General features: G+C 73.9%; 14 protein-coding genes. 11 read left to right on the top strand and 3 right to left on the bottom strand.

Going from position 1 to position 18,395, the window contains the following annotated elements:
* Positions 1-90: 90 nt before the first annotated feature.
* From ACZ3X1_RS13015 to nudC, 5 genes are all read left to right on the top strand, one after another.
* On the top strand, positions 91-459 hold the full coding sequence (locus ACZ3X1_RS13015) for an MGMT family protein (protein ID WP_356813647.1): 369 nt from the start codon (positions 91-93) through the stop codon (positions 457-459).
* 258 nt (positions 460-717) lie between these two features.
* A complete protein-coding gene (locus tag ACZ3X1_RS13010) occupies positions 718-4,305 on the top strand; it encodes an ATP-dependent helicase (protein ID WP_467279552.1) in 3,588 nt (1,195 codons plus the stop codon).
* A 110-nt stretch (positions 4,306-4,415) separates the two neighbouring features.
* Complete coding sequence (locus ACZ3X1_RS13005) at positions 4,416-8,102, top strand: ATP-dependent DNA helicase (RefSeq protein ID WP_467279312.1); 3,687 nt, start codon at positions 4,416-4,418, stop codon at positions 8,100-8,102.
* A 9-nt stretch (positions 8,103-8,111) separates the two neighbouring features.
* On the top strand, positions 8,112-9,536 hold the full coding sequence (locus ACZ3X1_RS13000) for a dipeptidase (protein WP_467279310.1): 1,425 nt from the start codon (positions 8,112-8,114) through the stop codon (positions 9,534-9,536).
* Between the two features lie 52 nt (positions 9,537-9,588).
* Positions 9,589-10,530, top strand: a complete 942-nt coding sequence (nudC, locus tag ACZ3X1_RS12995) for an NAD(+) diphosphatase (RefSeq protein WP_356813643.1) — start codon at positions 9,589-9,591, stop codon at positions 10,528-10,530.
* Between the two features lie 72 nt (positions 10,531-10,602).
* Here nudC and ACZ3X1_RS12990 read toward each other — a convergent pair whose 3' ends face one another.
* On the bottom strand, positions 10,603-10,863 hold the full coding sequence (locus ACZ3X1_RS12990) for a mycoredoxin (protein ID WP_356813642.1): 261 nt from the start codon (positions 10,861-10,863) through the stop codon (positions 10,603-10,605).
* A gap of 170 nt (positions 10,864-11,033) precedes the next feature.
* On the opposite strand from ACZ3X1_RS12990, the gene ACZ3X1_RS12985 reads away from it, so the two are divergent.
* From ACZ3X1_RS12985 to ACZ3X1_RS12965, 5 genes are all read left to right on the top strand, one after another.
* Complete coding sequence (locus ACZ3X1_RS12985) at positions 11,034-13,199, top strand: ATP-dependent DNA helicase UvrD2 (RefSeq protein ID WP_467279307.1); 2,166 nt, start codon at positions 11,034-11,036, stop codon at positions 13,197-13,199.
* A gap of 167 nt (positions 13,200-13,366) precedes the next feature.
* A complete protein-coding gene (locus ACZ3X1_RS12980; RefSeq protein WP_390077765.1) occupies positions 13,367-13,690 on the top strand; it encodes a hypothetical protein in 324 nt (107 codons plus the stop codon).
* Positions 13,691-13,873: 183 nt separating this feature from the next.
* Positions 13,874-14,245 carry a WhiB family transcriptional regulator gene (locus ACZ3X1_RS12975; protein ID WP_030029453.1) on the top strand — a complete coding sequence of 124 codons (372 nt, stop codon included), beginning with the start codon at positions 13,874-13,876 and terminating at the stop codon, positions 14,243-14,245.
* A complete protein-coding gene (locus ACZ3X1_RS12970; protein WP_356813639.1) occupies positions 14,242-14,571 on the top strand; it encodes a hypothetical protein in 330 nt (109 codons plus the stop codon). Before ACZ3X1_RS12975 ends, ACZ3X1_RS12970 begins: the two co-directional genes overlap by 4 nt.
* A 99-nt stretch (positions 14,572-14,670) precedes the next feature.
* Complete coding sequence (locus ACZ3X1_RS12965; protein ID WP_356813638.1) at positions 14,671-14,880, top strand: ADP-ribosylation factor GTPase-activating family protein; 210 nt, start codon at positions 14,671-14,673, stop codon at positions 14,878-14,880.
* A gap of 30 nt (positions 14,881-14,910) precedes the next feature.
* Here ACZ3X1_RS12965 and ACZ3X1_RS12960 read toward each other — a convergent pair whose 3' ends face one another.
* Together ACZ3X1_RS12960 and ACZ3X1_RS12955 are read right to left on the bottom strand one after the other, a co-directional pair.
* Positions 14,911-16,239 (bottom strand): ABC1 kinase family protein, encoded by a 1,329-nt coding sequence (locus ACZ3X1_RS12960; RefSeq protein ID WP_467279302.1) that lies wholly within the window; start codon positions 16,237-16,239, stop codon positions 14,911-14,913.
* Positions 16,240-16,312: 73 nt separating this feature from the next.
* Positions 16,313-17,467, bottom strand: coding sequence for a TOMM precursor leader peptide-binding protein (locus ACZ3X1_RS12955; protein ID WP_467279300.1), 1,155 nt, complete (start codon positions 17,465-17,467; stop codon positions 16,313-16,315).
* A 223-nt stretch (positions 17,468-17,690) separates the two neighbouring features.
* Between ACZ3X1_RS12955 and ACZ3X1_RS12950 the strand changes: the two genes are divergently transcribed.
* The gene (locus ACZ3X1_RS12950) at positions 17,691-18,230 is read left to right on the top strand and encodes a M48 metallopeptidase family protein (protein ID WP_356813635.1); all 540 of its coding nucleotides are present in this window, start codon (positions 17,691-17,693) and stop codon (positions 18,228-18,230) included.
* Positions 18,231-18,395 lie beyond the last annotated feature (165 nt).

Below are 18,395 nucleotides of genomic sequence, written 5' to 3'. Positions count from 1 at the left end.
ACCGAGGGGCCGCCGGGGCATCAGGGTGCGCGCCGGTCCGGAACCACAACTTCCGCCGACGGGTGGCCGGGGTACTGCACCATGTGCTGAATGAGTGAGGAGCTGCCCGCGTACGCGGAGCGCGTACTGGAGGTCGTCGAGCGTATTCCGCCCGGCCGGGTGATGACATACGGGGACGTCGCCGAATGGCTCGGCGAAGGGGGACCGCGACAAGTCGGGCGTGTCATGGCCCTGTACGGGGGAGCCGTGCCCTGGTGGCGCGTGGTGCGGGCGGACGGCATGCCGCTGCCCGGCCACGAGGCGCGCGCCCTGGAGCACTACCGGACGGAGGCCACCCCGCTGCGCCTGACGGCCGGCGGCGAGCCGCGTCTGGACATGCGCCGGGCGCGCTGGGACGGGGACCCGGACCCCGGACGGGACCCCGGAAGGGACGGCGGGCGCGACGAGGCTCACACCTGACAGCTTCGGCCATGCGGCGCCGGGGCGGGCGATCGGGCGACGGTGCGAACGCCCGTCCGGGGTACCCGGGGGGACTGCGCGGCGTCGGCGGGTTGCCGTAGCGTTGCCTCTTCGGCTTCCGCCTCGGCTCCCGCGCGAGCCGTCACGGCAGCACCGCCACACCCCGCAGACCCACCAGGACCGGCACCCCACGTGATCACCTCTTCCTCCGACCGCACCGAACGGCGGCGTACGCGGACCCCCGACGCGTACCGCCTCGTGCGCACCGGGCCGGAACGGGTGGATCCCCCTGTGCTGGACGCAGCGCAGCGGGCGGTGGTTGACCACCCCGGCGGACCACTCCTGGTCCTGGCCGGACCGGGCACCGGAAAGACGACCACGCTGGTCGAGGCCGTCGCCGCCCGCGTGGAAGCGGGGACGGACCCCTCCCGGATCCTCATCCTCACCTTCAGCCGCAAGGCGGCGGTGGAACTGCGCGACCGGGCCGCCCTGAGGCTGGGCGGTGCCCGCGCCCCGCAGGCCACCACTTTCCACTCCTTCTGCTACGGCCTGGTCCGCGCCCACCAGGACACCGACCTCTTCGCCGACCCGCTGCGGCTGCTGTCCGGCCCCGAGCAGGACGTGATGGTCCGCACCCTCCTGGAGGGCCAGCGCCGGATCCGCTCGATCCGCTGGCCCGACGACCTGCGGGCCGCGCTGACCACGCGCGGGTTCGCCGACGAGGTCCGGGCGGTCCTCGCCCGCGCCCGCGAGCTGGGCCTCGGCCCGCAGGCCCTCGCCTCCTTCGCGGACCGCATCGGCCGCCCCGACTGGAAGGCGGCGGCCGCCTTCCTCTCCGAGTACCTGGACGTCCTCGACATGCAGGGCACGCTGGACTACGCCGAGCTCCTGCACCGCGCGGTGCTCCTCGCCGAGCGCACGCCGTCGCTGGCCTCCGCCTACGACGCGATCTTCGTGGACGAGTACCAGGACACGGACGCCTCGCAGCTGCGGCTGCTGCGGGCCCTGAACGGGCGCGGCGGGACGCTCGTCGCCTTCGGCGACCCGGACCAGTCGATCTACGCCTTCCGCGGCGCCGACATCAACAACGTGCTGGACTTCGAGTCCGCCTTCCCGGGCGCGCAGGTCAGGGCCCTGACGGTGGGCCGCCGCTCGGGCGCCGCCCTCCTGCAGGCGACCCGCCTCCTGACGACCCGCATGCCGCTGCCCCGCCTCCCCGCGGCAGCGGTCCGCGCACACCGTGACCTGCGGGCCACGCGGGAGGGCGGCCGGGTGGAGGTCTTCACGTACCCGACGGCCGGCGCCGAGCTGGACAACATCGCCGACATCCTGCGCCGGGCCCACCTGGAGGACGGGGTGCCCTGGCAGGACATGGCCGTCCTGGTCCGCGCCGGCGGCCGCACCCTCCCCCAGATGCGCCGAGCCCTGATCGCTGCGGGAGTCCCGGTCGAAACGGACGGTACGGACACCCCCCTCCGCCACGAACCAGCGGTCTCCCCCCTCCTGACCGCCCTCCGCCTCACGGCCACCTGGCCGCCCGCAGACGAGTCCGGCCCGACCCACGCCACCGACGCGGAGCCCGCATCCCTCCCCCCTGCCGCGGGCGGGCCCGGCGCGCAGGCCGACCGCGCCGAGCCGGCCCCGGGCACGGCTGGCGCCGCGGGCGAGTCCGGCGCGCAGGCCGACCGCGCGGACGCGGACCCGGCCGCGGGCCCCGTGCTGCCCGCCGCGGGTGGTGCGGCGGCCCCCGCCGGGGCCGGCCCGTCGGCCGCCCTCGGCGAGCCCGGAGCGCGGGAAGGCGCCTCGGTCGCGGCGCGGCCCGCCGCTGCCATCGAGCCCTCCGGCCCGGAGGCGGACCCCGCCACCGCCGCCCACCCGCAGGCCGCAGGCCTCGCCCGCGACGGTGTCCACACCGAAGGCGATGCGGGGGCAGGGCAGGGGGCGGGGGTGGGTTCCGGGGAGTCCGGCGGCCCGGCCGGAGGCGTCGAGGCTGCGCTCACCCTGCTCGCCTCCCCCCTCGGCGGCATGGACGCCGCCGACCTGCGGCGGCTCGGCCGCGCCCTGCGTGACGAGGAGCGCGCCGCCGGCGTCAAGGTGCCCGCGCCCTCCGACGTCCTGCTCGCCCGCGCCCTCGCCGAGCCCGAGCGCCTCACCGCGCACGACCCCGCCTACGCCCGCGGCGCGCAGCGCCTCGGGCTGCTCCTGCGCAAGGCCCGCGAGCTCCTCCAGGGCGGCGGCACCGCCGAAGAGGCCCTGTGGATCCTCTGGGAGGGCACCCCCTGGCCCGACCGGCTGGAACGCCAGGCCCGCCGCGGCGGTTCGGCCGGCCGCAACGCCGACCGCGACCTCGACGCCGTCTGCGCCCTCTTCGACACCGCCGCCCGCGCCGAGGAGCGCACCGGCGGCAGCGGCGCGCTCAACTTCCTCGAACAACTGGAGGCGGAGGACATCGCCGCCGACACGTTGACGGCCCGCACCACCCGCCCCGACGCCGTCCGACTGATGACCGCCCACCGCTCCAAGGGACTGGAGTGGTCCCTGGTCGTCGTCGCGGGCGTCCAGGAGGGCCTGTGGCCCGACCTGCGCCGCCGCGGCTCCCTCCTGGAGGCCGACCGCATCGGCCGCGACGGCCTCGCCGAGCCCCTCACTCCCGGCGCCCTCCTCGCCGAGGAGCGCCGCCTCTTCTACGTCGCCGCCACCCGCGCCCGCGACCGTCTCGTCGTCACCGCCGTCAAGGCCCCCGCCGAGGACGGCGACCAGCCCTCCCGCCTGCTCACCGAGCTCGGCGTCACCCCGAAGGACGTCACCGGCCGGCCCCGCCGCCCCCTCGCCGTCCCCGCTCTCGTCGCCGAGCTGCGCGCCACCACCGTCGACCCGGACGCCTCGCCCGCCCTGCGCGACGCGGCCGCCCGCCGCCTCGCCCGCCTCGCCGCGCTCACCGACGACGAGGACCGCCCCCTGGTCCCCGCCGCGCACCCGCAGCGCTGGTGGGGCCTGTACGAGCCCACCCGCAGCAGCGTCCCGCTCCGCGACCGGGACCGGCCCCTCGCCCTCTCCGGCAGTGCCCTGGACCAGCTCGCCAACACCTGCTCCCTCCAGTGGTTCCTCGGCCGCGAGGTCAAGGCCGACGCACCGTCCACCGCCGCCCAGGGCTTCGGCAACGTCGTCCACGTCCTCGCCGACGAGGTCGCCTCCGGCCGCACCCCCGCCGATCTGGCCGTCCTCATGGAACGCCTCGACTCGGTCTGGGACGCCCTCGCCTTCGACGCCCCCTGGAAGTCGGCCCAGGAGAAGGAGAACGCCCGCGCCGCCCTCGAACGGTTCCTGCGCTGGCACACCACCGACCGCGGGGGCCGGCAGGCCGTGGCCACGGAGCACGAGTTCGACGTCACGCTCGAAGCCGGCGACGTAGCCGTCCGCATCCGCGGCTCCATGGACCGGGTCGAGGCGGACCCGCAGGGCCGTGCGTACGTCGTCGATTTCAAGACCGGGAAGTCCGCGCCCACCAAGGACGAGGTCGCCCGCCACCCCCAGCTCGCCGTCTACCAGCTCGCCGTCCGCGAGGGCGCCGTCGACGAGGTCTTCGACGGACGGCGCCCCGAACCCGGCGGTGCAGAGCTCGTCCAGCTCCGCCAGGGCGCCGCGATCCGCGACGGCGGTGAAACGGTCCCCAAGGTCCAGGCCCAGGAGCCGCTCGACGGGGAGTGGGTCGGCGATCTGCTCGCGACCGCCGCCGGGCGGGTGCTGGACGAGCGGTTCGCGCCCGCCACCGGCCGCCACTGCGACCACTGCTCCTTCCGCAGCTCGTGCAGCGCCCGCCCGGAGGGCCGCCAGACCGTCGAGTGACCTCGGGGCGGGCGGGCGGTCTGCCGGCCTGCCGGTCTGCCGGTCTGCCGGTCGGGCGGTCGGGCGGTCGGGCGGTCGGGGTTGTCGGTGGGGGCGGCTAGCCTTTTTACGTGTCCGCGCGTGCGTCCGTCTTGACCGATCCCGAGCAGCTCAAAAAGCTCCTCGGGATCCCTTTCACGCCCGAACAGATGGCCTGCGTCACCGCTCCGCCCGCCCCGCAGGTGATCGTCGCCGGTGCCGGATCCGGCAAGACCACCGTCATGGCCGCCCGCGTGGTCTGGCTCGTCGGCACCGGCACGGTCGCACCCGAGCAGGTCCTCGGCCTCACCTTCACCAACAAGGCCGCCGGTGAGCTGTCCGAGCGCGTACGCACCGCCCTGGCGCGGGCCGGCATCACCGACCCCGACCCCTCCCCGGCCGACGCCGCCGCGGCCGGCGGGGAGCCGCGCATCTCCACGTACCACGCCTTCGCCGGCCAGCTCCTCAAGGACCACGGCCTGCGCATCGGCCTGGAGCCCAGCTCCCGGCTCCTCGCCGACGCCACCCGCTTCCAGCTCGCCGCGAAGGTGCTGCGCGACGCCCCCGGCCCGTACCCCTCGCTCACCAAGTCCGTCCCCGACCTCGTCGGCGACCTCCTCGCGCTCGACGCGGAACTCTCCGAGCACCTGGTCGACCCCCAGAGCCTGCGCCTCCACGACACCGCGCTGCTGGACGTGCTCGCCGGCACCCGCCTCACCAACGAGGACCTGCGCAAGGTCCCCGAGGCCGTGCGCGGCCGCCTCGAACTGCTGGAGCTCGTCGGCCGCTACCGCGCCGCCAAACGCTCCCGCGACCTCTTCGACTTCAGCGACCAGATAGCCCTCTCCGCGCAGCTCGCCACCACCCGGCCCGAGGTGGGCGCGCTGCTGCGCGAGGAGTTCCGGGTGGTCCTGCTCGACGAGTACCAGGACACCTCGGTCGCCCAGCGGCTGCTGCTGTCCGGCCTGTTCGGCGCGGGCACCGGCCACGCCGTCACCGCCGTCGGCGACCCCTGCCAGGCGATCTACGGCTGGCGCGGAGCCTCCGTGGCCAACCTCGACGACTTCCCCGAGCACTTCCCGCACGCCGACGGCACCCCCGCCACCCGGCTCTCCCTCAGCGAGAACCGACGCAGCGGCGGCCGCCTCCTGAACCTGGCCAACGACCTGGCCGCCCCGCTGCGCGCCATGCACGAGGGAGTGGAGGCGCTGCGTCCGGCGCCGGGCGCCGAGGGCGCCGGGCAGGTCCGCTGCGCCCTCCTGGAGACGCACGCCCAGGAGCTCGACTGGGTCGCCGACTCCGTCGCCCACCTGGTGCGCACGGGTACGGAGCCGCGCGAGATCGCCGTCCTGTGCCGGTCCGCCGGGGACTTCGCGCAGATCCAGGCCGTGCTGGTGGACCGGGACGTCCCGGTGGAGGTCGTCGGCCTGTCCGGGCTGCTGCACCTACCCGAGGTCGCGGACCTCGTCGCCGTCTGCGAGGTCCTCCAGGACCCGGGTGCCAACGCCTCCCTCGTCCGGCTCCTCATCGGCCCCCGCTGGCGGATCGGCGCGCGCGACCTGGCGCTGCTGGGCCGCCGGGCGCGGCTCCTGGTGGGCCGCACGCAGGCCGGGGCCGACCCCGACGAACGGCTCGCGGCGGCCGTGGAGGGCGTGGACCCGGCCGAGATCGTGTCCCTCGCCGACGCCCTGGAGACCTTCCTCGACGGCGCCGGCCAGACCCCGGACGACCTCCCGTTCTCCCCCGAGGCCCGGGTCCGCTTCGCGCACCTCGCGCAGGAGCTCCGCGACCTGCGCCGGTCGCTCGCCGACCCGCTGATGGACGTCCTGCACCGGGTGCTGTCCGCCACCGGCCTCGAAGTGGAACTGTCCGCGTCCCCGCACGCGCTTGCGGCCCGCCGGCGCGAGACCCTGTCGAACTTCATGGACGTCGCCGCCGGTTTCGCCGCGCTCGACGGGGAGGCCACGCTGCTGGCCTTCCTGGCGTTCCTGCGCACGGCCGCCCAGTACGAGAAGGGCCTCGACCACGCCCTGCCGGGCGGCGAGAACACGGTGAAGGTCCTCACCGCCCACAAGTCCAAGGGCCTGGAGTGGGACGTCGTGGTGGTCCCGGACCTGTGCGCGGGGTCCTTCCCGAAGGAGAAGGCACCGGAGGCCTGGACCTCGTACGCGAAGGTCCTCCCGTACGCGCTGCGCGGCGACGCCCCCACCCTGCCCGCGGACCCGGCCTGGACCTCCGCCGGCCTGAAGTCCTTCAAGGCCGCCCTCAAGCACCACAAGTCGGTGGAGGAGCTGCGCCTGGGCTACGTGACCTTCACCCGCCCGCGGTCCCTGCTGCTGGCCTCGGGCCACTGGTGGGGCCCGACCCAGAAGAGGCGCCGCGGCCCGTCGGAGTTCCTCACCGCCCTGTACGAGCACTGCGCGGCCGGTTTCGGTGAGATCGAGGCCTGGGCGGACGAGCCCGAACCGTCCGCCGAGAATCCGGCCCTCGCGGGGGAGTCCGCGGCCGACCACTCCTGGCCGCTGCCGCTCGACCCGCACTCCCTCGTCCTGCGCCGCGCGGCGGCCGCCCTGGTGGAGTCCTATCTGGCGGCCCCGCCCCCGCCGGACCAGGACGACGCCCACCTCTGGCCACCGGACTGCGAGGACCCCGCCTACGACGACGAGCCCTGGCCCGCCGACCCCGGCCCCGCCGAGGGCTGGGACCCCGACTCCCTCCGGGGCGACCCCGGACCGGCGGGCGGGGGCGACGACCCCTGGGACGACGCCGACCGGGCCGCGGGCCCGGGCCCCGGTGCCGTGCCCCGGCCCCGGGACTCGTGGGCCGACGAGGCCTGGGCCGCCGACCCCGCGGCGCAGCCGGGCGTGCCCGACGTGCCCGCGGCCGAGCAGTACTCCGTGCTGCGGCCCGGTGGCTCGCGGTCCGCCGCCCCGGCGGCGCAGCCCGGCGTGCCGGGCCCCGGCGGCGGGGGCGCCGTGGCCCCCGCCGGGGGCCAGGGCCTCTCGGGCGGCCCCGCCGGAGGCGTGCGGCTCACGCCCGAGGAGGCCCGGGCGATCGCCTCCTGGGACCGGGACCTCGACGCCCTGGAGGGCGAGCTCCGCCGTGCCCGGTCGGCCGTCCGCGACGTGGAGCTGCCCCCCGCCCTCTCCGCCAGCCAGCTGCTCCGGCTCGCCGCCGACGAGCAGGGCTTCGTACGCGACCTCGCCCGCCCCATGCCCAAGCCCCCGCAGCCCGCGGCCCGCCAGGGCACCCGCTTCCACGCCTGGGTCGAGTCCCGCTTCGACGAGCTCCCGCTGCCCTTCCTCGACGTCCTCGACCCCGTCGCCGACCTCCCCGGCGCCGCCGGATCCGGCTCCGGCCACGACATCGCCGACGAGGCCGACCTCGACGCCCTCAAGGCCGCCTTCGAACGCAGCCCGTACGCCGACCGCCCGCCCCACCGCATGGAGGCCCCGGTCCAGCTCACCCTCGCCGGCCGCGTCATCCGCGGCCGTATCGACGCCGTCTACAAGACCACCGACGGCAACGGCGACGACGCCTACGAGATCGTCGACTGGAAGACCGGCCGGACCACCGAGGCCGATCCGCTCCAGCTCGCCGTCTACCGCCTGGCCTGGGCCGAGGCCACGAACACCCCGCTCCACCGCGTCACCGCCGCCTTCCTGCACGTCCGCAGCGGCCGTGTGATCCGCCCCCGCAACCTCCCCGGCAGGGCCCGCCTTGAGCGGATCCTCCAAGGCGAATCGGGCCCCGACGGTGACCACCGGGCGGACGGCTAGGCTCGGGGCATGAGCGACACCCAGCCGGACAGCGTCGTCCGCACGTACATCGACACCCACCGCGCCGCGTTCCTCGACGACCTCGCCGAGTGGCTGCGCATCCCCTCCGTCTCGGCCCAGCCCGAGCACGCGGACGACGTACGCCGCAGCGCCGAATGGCTCGCGGCGAAGCTCAAGGAGACCGGGTTCCCGGTCGCCGAGGTCTGGGAGACCGACGGCGCTCCCGCCGTCTACGCGCACTGGCCGAGCGAGGACCCCGACGCCCCGACCGTCCTCGTGTACGGCCACCACGACGTGCAGCCCGCCGCCCTCGCCGACGGCTGGGACACCGACCCGTTCGAGCCGGTGGTCCGCGACGGCCGGATGTACGCGCGCGGCGCCGCCGACGACAAGGGCCAGGTGTTCTTCCACACGCTGGGCGTGCGGGCACACCTGGCGGCCACCGGAGCCGCTGCCCCCGCCGTGCACCTCAAGCTGATCGTCGAGGGCGAGGAGGAGTCCGGCTCCGCCCACTTCCGCGAGCTCGTCGAGAGCCGCGCCGGCGAACTCGCCGCCGACGTCGTGATCGTCTCCGACACCGGCATGTGGTCCGAGACCACCCCCACCGTCTGCACCGGCATGCGCGGCGTCGCCGACTGCGAGATCGACCTGCACGGCCCCGACCAGGACATCCATTCCGGCGCCTTCGGCGGAGCCGTGCCCAATCCGGCCACCGCCGCCGCCCGCCTGGTCGCCGCCCTGCACGACGACGACGGCCGCGTCACCGTCCCCGGCTTCTACGACGGCATCACCGAGCTCACCGACGCCGAGCGCGCGCTCATCGCCGAGCTGCCGTTCGACGAGTCCGAGTGGCTGCGCACGGCCAAGTCCCACGCGGCCGCCGGCGAGGCCGGGTACAGCACCCTGGAGCGCGTCTGGGCCCGACCGACGGCCGAGGTCAACGGCATCGGCGGCGGCTACCAGGGCCCCGGCGGGAAGACCATCGTGCCCTCCTCCGCCCACGTGAAGCTGTCGTTCCGCCTGGTCTCCGGACAGGACCCGTACGAGGTCGAGGCGGCCGTCAGGGAATGGGTCGCGGCCCGGATCCCGGACGGCATCCGCCACTGCACAACCTTCGGCGCACCGACCCGCCCGTGCCTGACCCCGCTGGACCACCCGGCCCTGCAGTCCGTCGTCCGGTCCATGGGCCGCGCCTTCGGCCAGAAGATCCGCTTCACCCGCGAGGGAGGATCCGGACCCGCCGCCGACCTCCAGGACGTCCTGGGTGCGCCCGTGCTGTTCCTCGGCATCTCGGTGCCGTCCGACGGCTGGCACGCACCGAACGAGAAGGTCGAGCTGGACCTGCTGCTCAAGGGCGTCGAGACGGCCGCCTACCTCTGGGGGGACCTGGCCGCCGGACTCCACGCCCACCGCACGCCCCGCACACCCGCCTGACCCGGCGCACACACCTGTCGTACCGAGCCTGCCTGTCCCACCACCGGGGGAGTTGGAAGTACCAGTGAGCACCCATACCGAGCGGCCTCTGTCGCTCACCGCGCCCAGCGGCATCGACCGTTCCGCGCACCACCGCCTCGACGAGGCATGGCTCGCCGCCGCCTGGAGCCACCCGACGACCCGCGTCTTCGTCGTCTCCGGCGGCCAGGTCCTGATCGACGACACCCCCGACGGCGGCACCGGCATCGTGATGACCCCGGCCTTCGAGGCCCCGGTCACCGAGACCCACCGCTACTTCCTGGGCACGGACGAGGACGGCGTACGGTACTTCGCGCTGCAGAAGGACGCCCTGCCCGGCCGCATGGACCAGTCGGCCCGCCCGGCCGGCCTGCGCGAGGCCGGACTGCTGCTGAACGACCGCGACGCCGGACTGATGGTCAACGCGGTGGCGCTGGAGAACTGGCAGCGGATGCACCGCTTCTGCTCCCGCTGCGGGGATCGCACGGTCGTCGCGGCGGCCGGGCACATCCGGCGCTGCCCGGGATGCGGCGCCGAGCACTACCCCCGCACCGACCCGGCCGTGATCATGCTGGTCACCGACGAGTACGACCGCGCGCTGCTGGGCCGCCAGGTGCACTGGCCGGAGGGCCGCTTCTCGACGCTCGCCGGGTTCGTCGAGCCGGGGGAGTCGATCGAGCAGTCCGTCGTCCGCGAGGTGTGGGAGGAGGCGGGCGTCAGGGTCGGACAGGTCGAGTACGTGGCCAGCCAGCCGTGGCCCTTCCCCTACAGCCTGATGCTGGGCTTCAACGCCCGCGCCACCAGCTCCGAGATCACCGTGGACGGCGAGGAGATCCAGGAGGCCCGCTGGTTCTCCCGGGACGAGCTGCGCGCGGCGTTCGAGTCGGGCGAGGTGCTGCCCCCGTCGGGCATCTCCATCGCCGCGCGGCTGGTCGAGCTCTGGTACGGCGAGCCGCTGCCGAAGGCCGCGGCGTAACGTTCGTCACTCCGTGACCGCGGAAGGCCCCCGCCCGGGAGGGCGGGGGCCTTCCGCGGACGCGGGAGCCGCTCAGACGGCGAGGGCCTGCTTGACCTGGGCGAGGCTCGGGTTGGTCATGACGGACTCGTTGCCGGCGGCGGACGTCACGAGCACGGTGGGCACGGTCTGGTTCCCGCCGTTGGCCTTCTCGACGAACGCCGCGGACTCCGGGTCGAGCTCGATGTTGATCTCGTTGTACGCGATGCCTTCCCGGTCCAGCTGGGTCTTCAGCCGACGGCAGTAGCCGCACCAGGTCGTGCTGTACATCGTGACGGTGCCCGTCTCCTGCATGCTGCGCTCTCCTTCGTGAAGGCTCGGTGGTCCGAGTACTCGAACGTACGCGATCCCGCGGCCATTCCCGTGCGTGCACGTCCACACCGCCGGTGTGACTGATATGACGTATCTGTGATGCCTGTGGACAGATTTCCCGCCCGGCTCACGAGACCTGGCAGCATGGCGGAGTGACAGCAGCAACGCACTCCTCATCCTTCACCGCCGCAGCGGACTCGGCCGACGCGGTGCTCCAGGGCCTCGACCCGGAGCAGCGCGAGGTCGCGACGAGCCTGCGCGGACCGGTGTGCGTGCTGGCCGGAGCCGGTACGGGCAAGACCCGTGCGATCACCCACCGGATCGCCTACGGGGTCCGGTCGGGCCAGCTCATGCCGGCCAGCGTGCTCGCCGTCACCTTCACGAACCGGGCCGCCGGCGAGATGCGCGGCCGGCTGCGCGCGCTCGGCGCGGGCGGCGTCCAGGCCCGGACCTTCCACTCCGCCGCCCTGCGCCAGCTCCAGTACTTCTGGCCCAAGGCCGTCGGCGGGGACGTGCCCCGGCTGCTCGAACGCAAGGTCCAGTTCGTCGCCGAGGCCGGCGCCCGCTGCCGCATCCGGCTCGACCGCGGCGAGCTGCGCGACGTCACCGGCGAGATCGAGTGGGCCAAGGTCACCCAGACGGTGCCCGCCGACTATCCGGCGGCCGCCCTCAAGGCGGGCCGCGAGGCGCCCCGGGACATGGCCGAGATCGCCCAGATCTACGGGACGTACGAACAGCTCAAGCGCGACCGCGGAATGATCGACTTCGAGGACGTGCTGCTCCTGACGGTCGGCATCCTCCAGGACCGCCACGACATCGCCGAGCAGATCCGCACCCAGTACCAGCACTTCGTCGTCGACGAGTACCAGGACGTCAGCCCGCTCCAGCAGCGGCTGCTCGACCTGTGGCTCGGCGAGCGCGACAGCCTCTGCGTCGTCGGCGACGCCAGCCAGACCATCTACTCCTTCACCGGCGCCACCCCCGACCACCTGCTGAACTTCCGCACGCGCTACCCGCAGGCCACCGTGGTCAAGCTGGTCCGCGACTACCGCTCCACCCCCCAGGTGGTGCACCTCGCCAACGGCCTCCTGAACCAGGCCAAGGGGCGGGCCGCCGAGCACCGCCTGGAGCTGGTCTCCCAGCGCGAGTCCGGCCCCGACCCGGTGTACGCGGAGTACACCGACGAGCCCGCCGAGGCCGAGGGCGTGGCCCGCCGCATCCGTGACCTGATCGCCGCGGGAGTCCCGGCGGGCGAGATCGCCGTGCTCTTCCGCATCAACGCCCAGTCCGAGGTCTACGAGCAGGCCCTCGCCGACGCCGGGGTTCCGTATCAGCTGCGCGGCGCCGAGCGCTTCTTCGAGCGGCAGGAGGTCCAGAAGGCCATCCTCGCCCTGCGCGGAGCGGCCCGTTCCGGCGGGAACGACCCGCTGCTGGAGGACATCGTCGACCTGGGCTCCCAGGTCCGGGCGGTGCTCAGCTCCACCGGCTGGACCACCGAGCCGCCCGCCGGCTCCGGCGCCGTGCGCGACCAGTGGGAGTCGGTGGCCGCGCTGCTCCGGCTCGCCGAGGACTTCGCCCGCACCCGGCCCGGGGCGACCCTGGCGGACCTCACGGTCGAGCTGGACGAGCGCAGGGCCGCCCAGCACGCCCCGACCGTCCAGGGCGTCACCCTGGCCTCGCTGCACGCGGCGAAGGGCCTGGAGTGGGACGCGGTGTTCCTCGTCGGTCTCACCGACGGCATGCTGCCGATCACCTACGCCAAGACCGACGACCAGGTCGAGGAGGAGCGCCGGCTGCTCTACGTCGGCGTCACCCGGGCCCGGCTGCACCTGACCCTCTCCTGGGCGCTCTCGCGCGCCCCCGGGGGAAGGGCCTCCCGACGCCCCAGCCGCTTCCTGAACGGCCTGCGGCCGGGCTCCGCGGCCCCGGGGAACCGGGCGGGCTCCGCGGGCGAGCGGCCGCCGCGGCCGCGCGGCCGCCGCGGCCCGGTGCTCTGCCGGGTCTGCGGCAGGACGCTGACCGAGGCCGGCGAGCTCAAGCTGATGCGCTGCGAGGACTGTCCGTCCGACATGGACGAGGGTCTCTACGAGCGGCTGCGGGACTGGCGAGCCGCCCAGTCGAAGGAGCAGGGCCTGCCCGCCTACTGCGTCTTCACGGACAAGACGCTGATGGCGATCGCGGAGGCCGCGCCCTCCGAGGCGGGGGAGCTCGCGATGATCTCCGGAGTGGGTGCTCGTAAGCTTGACCGGTACGGAGCCGATGTCCTGGCCATCTGTGCAGGTCAGGACCCTGAGGGTGAGGATTCTGACGACGCGTAGAAACTCGTCGGAAAAATAGTTTGCACATGCCCAGCGAAGACCCATAGGTTCTTAGCAACGGAAACGGTGGCTTCTCCGAAGCCCTGGATCCGTGCTGTACTTATCCGAATACGTATGGGACAGGCCCTCGGGCCGGGTCCCCGAGACGCCGAGAGGAGGCGAGACCAGTGACCAGCTTCATGACCTTCACCAAGATGACCGATCGCTCGGTCGATGCCTCCTGCCTGCTCGGTTCCGTCTCTGCTCTGGGTGCCGGTGCGTCCGCGATTTCCGCCGACCGCCCCGCCCTGCTCGCGACCCTTGCGGTCAGCGAGCGCAATGAGCGACCGACCCAGGCACCGGTGGCAGTACTGGCAGCAGAAGCGCAGGCGCATGGCGCCTATGGATTCGCCGCCGCGGCCGGTGCCGGATCCCTGAAGAAGCAGACGAAGCAGCAGCACCACCTGATGTGGGCCTTCCGTGGGCTCGAACCCTGGAGTGATCCAGCCTGATCGCATGATCAGGCCGGCGCCTTCAGGGCCGCGGAACCCCACCCGGGATCCGCGGCCCTTCTGTTTGTCCCCGACCGGGGGCTACGACAGAGAAGGGGCCTCGGGACTGGCAGAACCAGGTACCAGCCGAACCCGGCCGACCGGCCGGAACGACTAGCCGAACAAGACGAGGAAGAAAACACCGTGCAACTCGAAGCGCACGCCCCGTCCGTACCTCAGACCCAGACGATCTCCCCGCCCGCAGTTCCGGAGGACCACACCTTGACCCCGCTCACCGCGCTGACCGCGCTCGACGACGCCATCGAGAACCTGGGCGTCCCGGTTCCCTGCCGTACCTTCGACCCCGAGGTCTTCTTCGCCGAGTCCCCGGCCGACGTCGAGTACGCCAAGTCCCTCTGCCGCACCTGCCCGCTGGTCGAGGCCTGCCTCGCCGGAGCGGTCGAGCGCCGCGAGCCCTGGGGTGTCTGGGGTGGCGAGCTCTTCGTCCAGGGTGTCGTCGTAGCCCGGAAGCGTCCCCGTGGCCGTCCGCGCAAGAACCCGGTTGTCTCGGCATGACCGCCATCGGAACCATCGACCGCCCCCTGACGCACGACCCCCTGAAGCAGGCCCTCATGACCGCCCACACCACGAGCGAGCAGCCCCACGGCGCCGCCCACGCAGACTTCATCACCACCGGCGCGATCACCTCGCGTCAGAACAGGACCCGCGAAATGCAACTCATCCCAGAAGCCCTGGCTCGTGCCCATATGGACGAGCTCATGCGTGAGGTGGACGCCGAGCGTCACGCCGTGCGCCTGGTCGCCGCCCGCCGCATGCAGCGGCGAGCCGAGCGCGTCTCGATGCGCGCCCGGCGTGCGCTGGCCATGGCCGTCATGCACTAAGAGCTGAAAGCAGCATTCCGGGGGGACCGGTCCGAACGGACCGGTCCCCCCGGTGCGTTGCGCAGGGCCGTGCACTCCTGCCGGAGGTATCGTCGGCAGGTGGACCAGCCGACTCCCCAGCCCGACCCGTCGGGATCCGAGGCCCAGCCCGTCGTCGTCTGCGCGCGCTGCGGCACACAGTCCCCCGGCGGAGTCCCGCCCACCTGGACCTGTTCGGTGGAGAACGGGACCAGAGAGTACTTCTGCGTCGAATGCGCCCGCGCCAACCTCCGGGCGATCGAAGGCAGGCTCGACTCCTCCTGGTGGTGATCTCGGGGGGGCGGGGCACCCCCTGGGACGTCACTCGGCGGAGGTGAACCCGGGCAGCCAGGTGTCCAGTTCCTCGCGCAGCCGCACCGTCGCCCCCAGCTGGCACAGCACCCCGATGGTGCTCAGCGTCACCCGGTGGATCAGCAGGTACGAAGGCGGCAGGTTGATCTGCCGGCCCAACTGGTGCGCGGGGGAGCGGGGATCGGCGATCCGCGCCGCCTGACCGCGCAGCCACGGCCGGCTGAAGGTGAACTCCTCCGCCTCCGCGGGCTCGATGATCGGCTTCAGGTAGTCCAGCACGGCGTCCGGGTCCAGCTCGACGGATTCCTTCACGAACCCCTCGGCGCACAGGTGGCCGTAGACCCCCTCGGCATCGCCGTCCAGCGTCATCCGCAAGGACCTGCCGATGGGCTTGGGCCAGCCGCCGGGAAGCCGGTCGACCGTGCCGAAGTCCAGCACGCCCAGCCGCATCCGGCCGTCCGCACCCGGTATCAGCCGGAAGTTGCCCGGGTGAGGGTCGGCGTGCAACAGCCCGGTGCGGGCGGGGCCGGAGAAGAGGAACCGGGCCAGCAGCTGCCCGGCGCGGTCGCGCTCCTCCTCGGTGCCGTCGGCGATCACCTCCGACAGCGGGGTCCCGTCCAGCCACTCGGTCACGAGCACCTGGTCGCCCTGGTGCACCACATCCGGGACTATCACATCGGGGTCGTCCACGAAGGCGTCCGCATGCGTCCGCTGGGCCTCGGCCTCCAGCTCGTAGTCGAGCTCCTCCGACACCCGGTCGCGCAACTCCTTGATCAGCGGCTTGATGTCCATGCCGGGGACCAGCGGACCCAGCAGCCCCGCGAACCGGCCCAGCTGCTTCAGGTCCGACAGCAGAGCCTCCCCGGCCCCCGGGTACTGGACCTTGACCGCCACCTGCCGGCCGTCGTGCCACACCGCCCGGTGCACCTGTCCGATCGAGGCGGCCGCGGCCGGCTTGTCCTCGAACTCCTCGAACAGCTCCCGCCAGTCCGCACCGAGACGGTCCGCCAGCACCTGATGCACCGTCGACGTCGGCAGCGGCGGAGCCGCCTCCTGGAGCTTGGTCAGCGCCGCCCGGTAGGGCCCCGCGACCTCCTCGGGCAGCGCCGACTCGAAGACCGACAGGGCCTGCCCGAACTTCATCGCACCGCCCTTCAGTTCACCCAGGGTCCGGAACAACTGCTCGGCGGTGCGCTGCTGGAGCTCGCGCGCCACGATCTCCGCCGACTTGCCCCCGATCCGCTTGCCCAGCCCCCATGTGACCCGACCCGCGATGCCGAGTGGCAGCGCGGCCAGCTTGACGGTACGGGTGACCGCCTTCCGGGGAAGATCAGACATGCGCCCCTCCAAATCCCAGACAGCTGCGCCGCAAGCGGCGGTTCGGCAGAACTCTCGATCCCGAAGCATCCTGTCACGGCCCTCCCGGCGGGCTCGCTCCCGATCCTCTCAGGGGGGCCTGACCCGCCGGCCGGAGCCGCTCCATGGACTGCGAGGCCGCCCCGCAGGGGCAGTCGGGGTGCGGGCGGACCGGAGCGGACTCCCAGTGGAGGGTGGGCAGGGCCGCCTCCCAGCGGGATCCCGTGGAGGCCGGCAGCTGGCCGTCGAGGAAGGCGAGCGCGTGGGCGGCGGCCAGCCCGGCCACCGCCGTGGACAGGCCCAGGTCGCAGGATGCGCTCCCGCGGCGGCGGTGGGACGAGCGCCACTGCACGAGCATCCTCGGCCAGGCCGCGTCCCCGTCCACGCGGTCGCGCTCCATGCACCCCGCGCACGCCGTCGTGCCCGGCAGCACCAGCGGCCCCACCAGACCCGTGCCCTCCAGCACCCCCGCGTACAGGTGCGGAATGCCCGAGGCGACCCAGTCGGCCGCGGTGTCCGGATCTGGGGCCCACGCGTGCAGCCCGTCCCGGGGCGCGACCACCACCAGGGCCAGCCCCGGCTCCGGACCCTCCTCCTCTCCGGCCCGCGGGCCGGGACCCGGGGCCGCGGAGCGGACCGTGGCCGCCGCGGCCTCGGCCCGCATCCGGCCCACGCTCGCGGTCCCCAGGCCGCCCGGCGCCACATCCGCCGGCTCCACCCGGCCCCCGTCGAGCACCTCGACGCGCCCCACGCCCGCTCCCGCCAGGACTGCCGCGATCACGGCGCCCACCCGGCCGCTCCCGCGCACCCGGACCCGTATCGCCCGGCGCGCGGCGATCCCCCGCAGGTCCCCGCCGGGCTCCCGGTGGACCAGCGAGAGCGAACCCAGGTCCGGGCCCAGCCGCTCCAGGGTCTCCGGATGCCTGCGCACGGCCTGCGCCCGCGGGCCGCCCGCCGAGGAGTCGTCGAGCAGGCCGGCCCCGGCCAGCCGTCTGACCAGGGCGTCGGCCAGGCCGTCCGGCAACCCCATCCGCGCGGCCTCGGACCGCAGCAAATCCATCCCCCGCGTCCCGTCGATCCGGTCGATGAGCGCGCCCGTCGCCGTGTCCACGGGCCCCAGCACCACCGCATGCGCCGGCGTCACCCCGAACTGCACCGTCTGCAGATCCCGCCAGGCCCGCGCCAGCGCCGGCTTCACCCTCGGAAACATGTCCGACCCCCTCCCTGTCCGTGCGGACTCGCACCGCCGTATTTCCCGCTCCCCGGCAACAGTGCCCCTCCGCCGGAATCCGTGCAGTAATTTGTCCACAGGCAGGAGGTATTCGGCATATGAGATGAAGAGCATTGCTGCGTCGGAAACCGGCGCCGAACCGCCCGTGTTCGAACCCCGGACGAGCGGGACTTCCGCCACCGGCACCGGGTAACGTCGTGGCGTGTCCGCCGACCCCCCGCAGCGCGCCGTCGAAGTCCGCCGGAGCGCGCGCCGCCGCAGGACCGTATCCGCCTATCGCGAGGGTGACCGTACGGTCGTCCTCATCCCTGCCCGGATGTCCGAGGCCGAGGAGCAGCGCTGGGTGGGCGTCATGCTCGAGAAATTGGCCGCGCAGGAGAGCAAACGCACCCTCGGGGACGCGGAACTCACCGAACGCGCCGAGCGTTTGTCGGAGCAGTACTTCGACGGCCGCGCCCGCCCCCGCTCGGTCCGCTGGGTCACCAACCAGAACACCCGCTGGGGCTCCTGCACCCCGGCCGAGGGCAGCATCCGGCTCTCGCACCGCCTCCAGGGCATGCCGGAGTACGTGGTCGACTACGTACTCCTGCACGAACTGGCCCACCTCCTCGTGCCCGGCCACGGGCCCCGCTTCTGGGAACTGCTGGAGGCGTACCCGCGCACCGAGCGGGCCCGCGGCTACCTGGAGGGCGTGGTGGCGGCCGAGCGCCTGCCGAAGGTGCCCACCGCCCGCGAGGAATGACTCCGCCGACCGGAGCGGCCGGGCCAGCCGGCGCCCGGACCACCACCCCGTCATGTCACACAGTGTGATGTGTACCGGCTTGGTACCGGCTTGGCCGGATGTCGGCAGATGCCGTTAGCCTGAGCGGCACGAAAAGCTCAGTCGGGATGGGGGACGTCGTTACGT

The organism is Streptomyces sp. NPDC023541 (assembly GCF_055559995.1).
The sequence above is the reverse complement of the archived record's forward strand: the minus strand, read 5'-3'. Positions and strand labels throughout refer to the sequence as shown.

Coding starts and splice junctions, on each gene's coding strand:
- ACZ3X1_RS13015 (WP_356813647.1), top strand. CDS start 91: ATGAGTGAGGAGCTGCCCGCGTACGCGGAGCGCGTACTGGAGGTCGTC.
- ACZ3X1_RS12990 (WP_356813642.1), bottom strand. CDS start 10,863: ATGCAGGAGACGGGCACCGTCACGATGTACAGCACGACCTGGTGCGGC.
- ACZ3X1_RS12970 (WP_356813639.1), top strand. CDS start 14,242: ATGACCGCCATCGGAACCATCGACCGCCCCCTGACGCACGACCCCCTG.
- ACZ3X1_RS13000 (WP_467279310.1), top strand. CDS start 8,112: ATGAGCGACACCCAGCCGGACAGCGTCGTCCGCACGTACATCGACACC.
- ACZ3X1_RS12955 (WP_467279300.1), bottom strand. CDS start 17,467: ATGTTTCCGAGGGTGAAGCCGGCGCTGGCGCGGGCCTGGCGGGATCTG.
- ACZ3X1_RS12960 (WP_467279302.1), bottom strand. CDS start 16,239: ATGTCTGATCTTCCCCGGAAGGCGGTCACCCGTACCGTCAAGCTGGCC.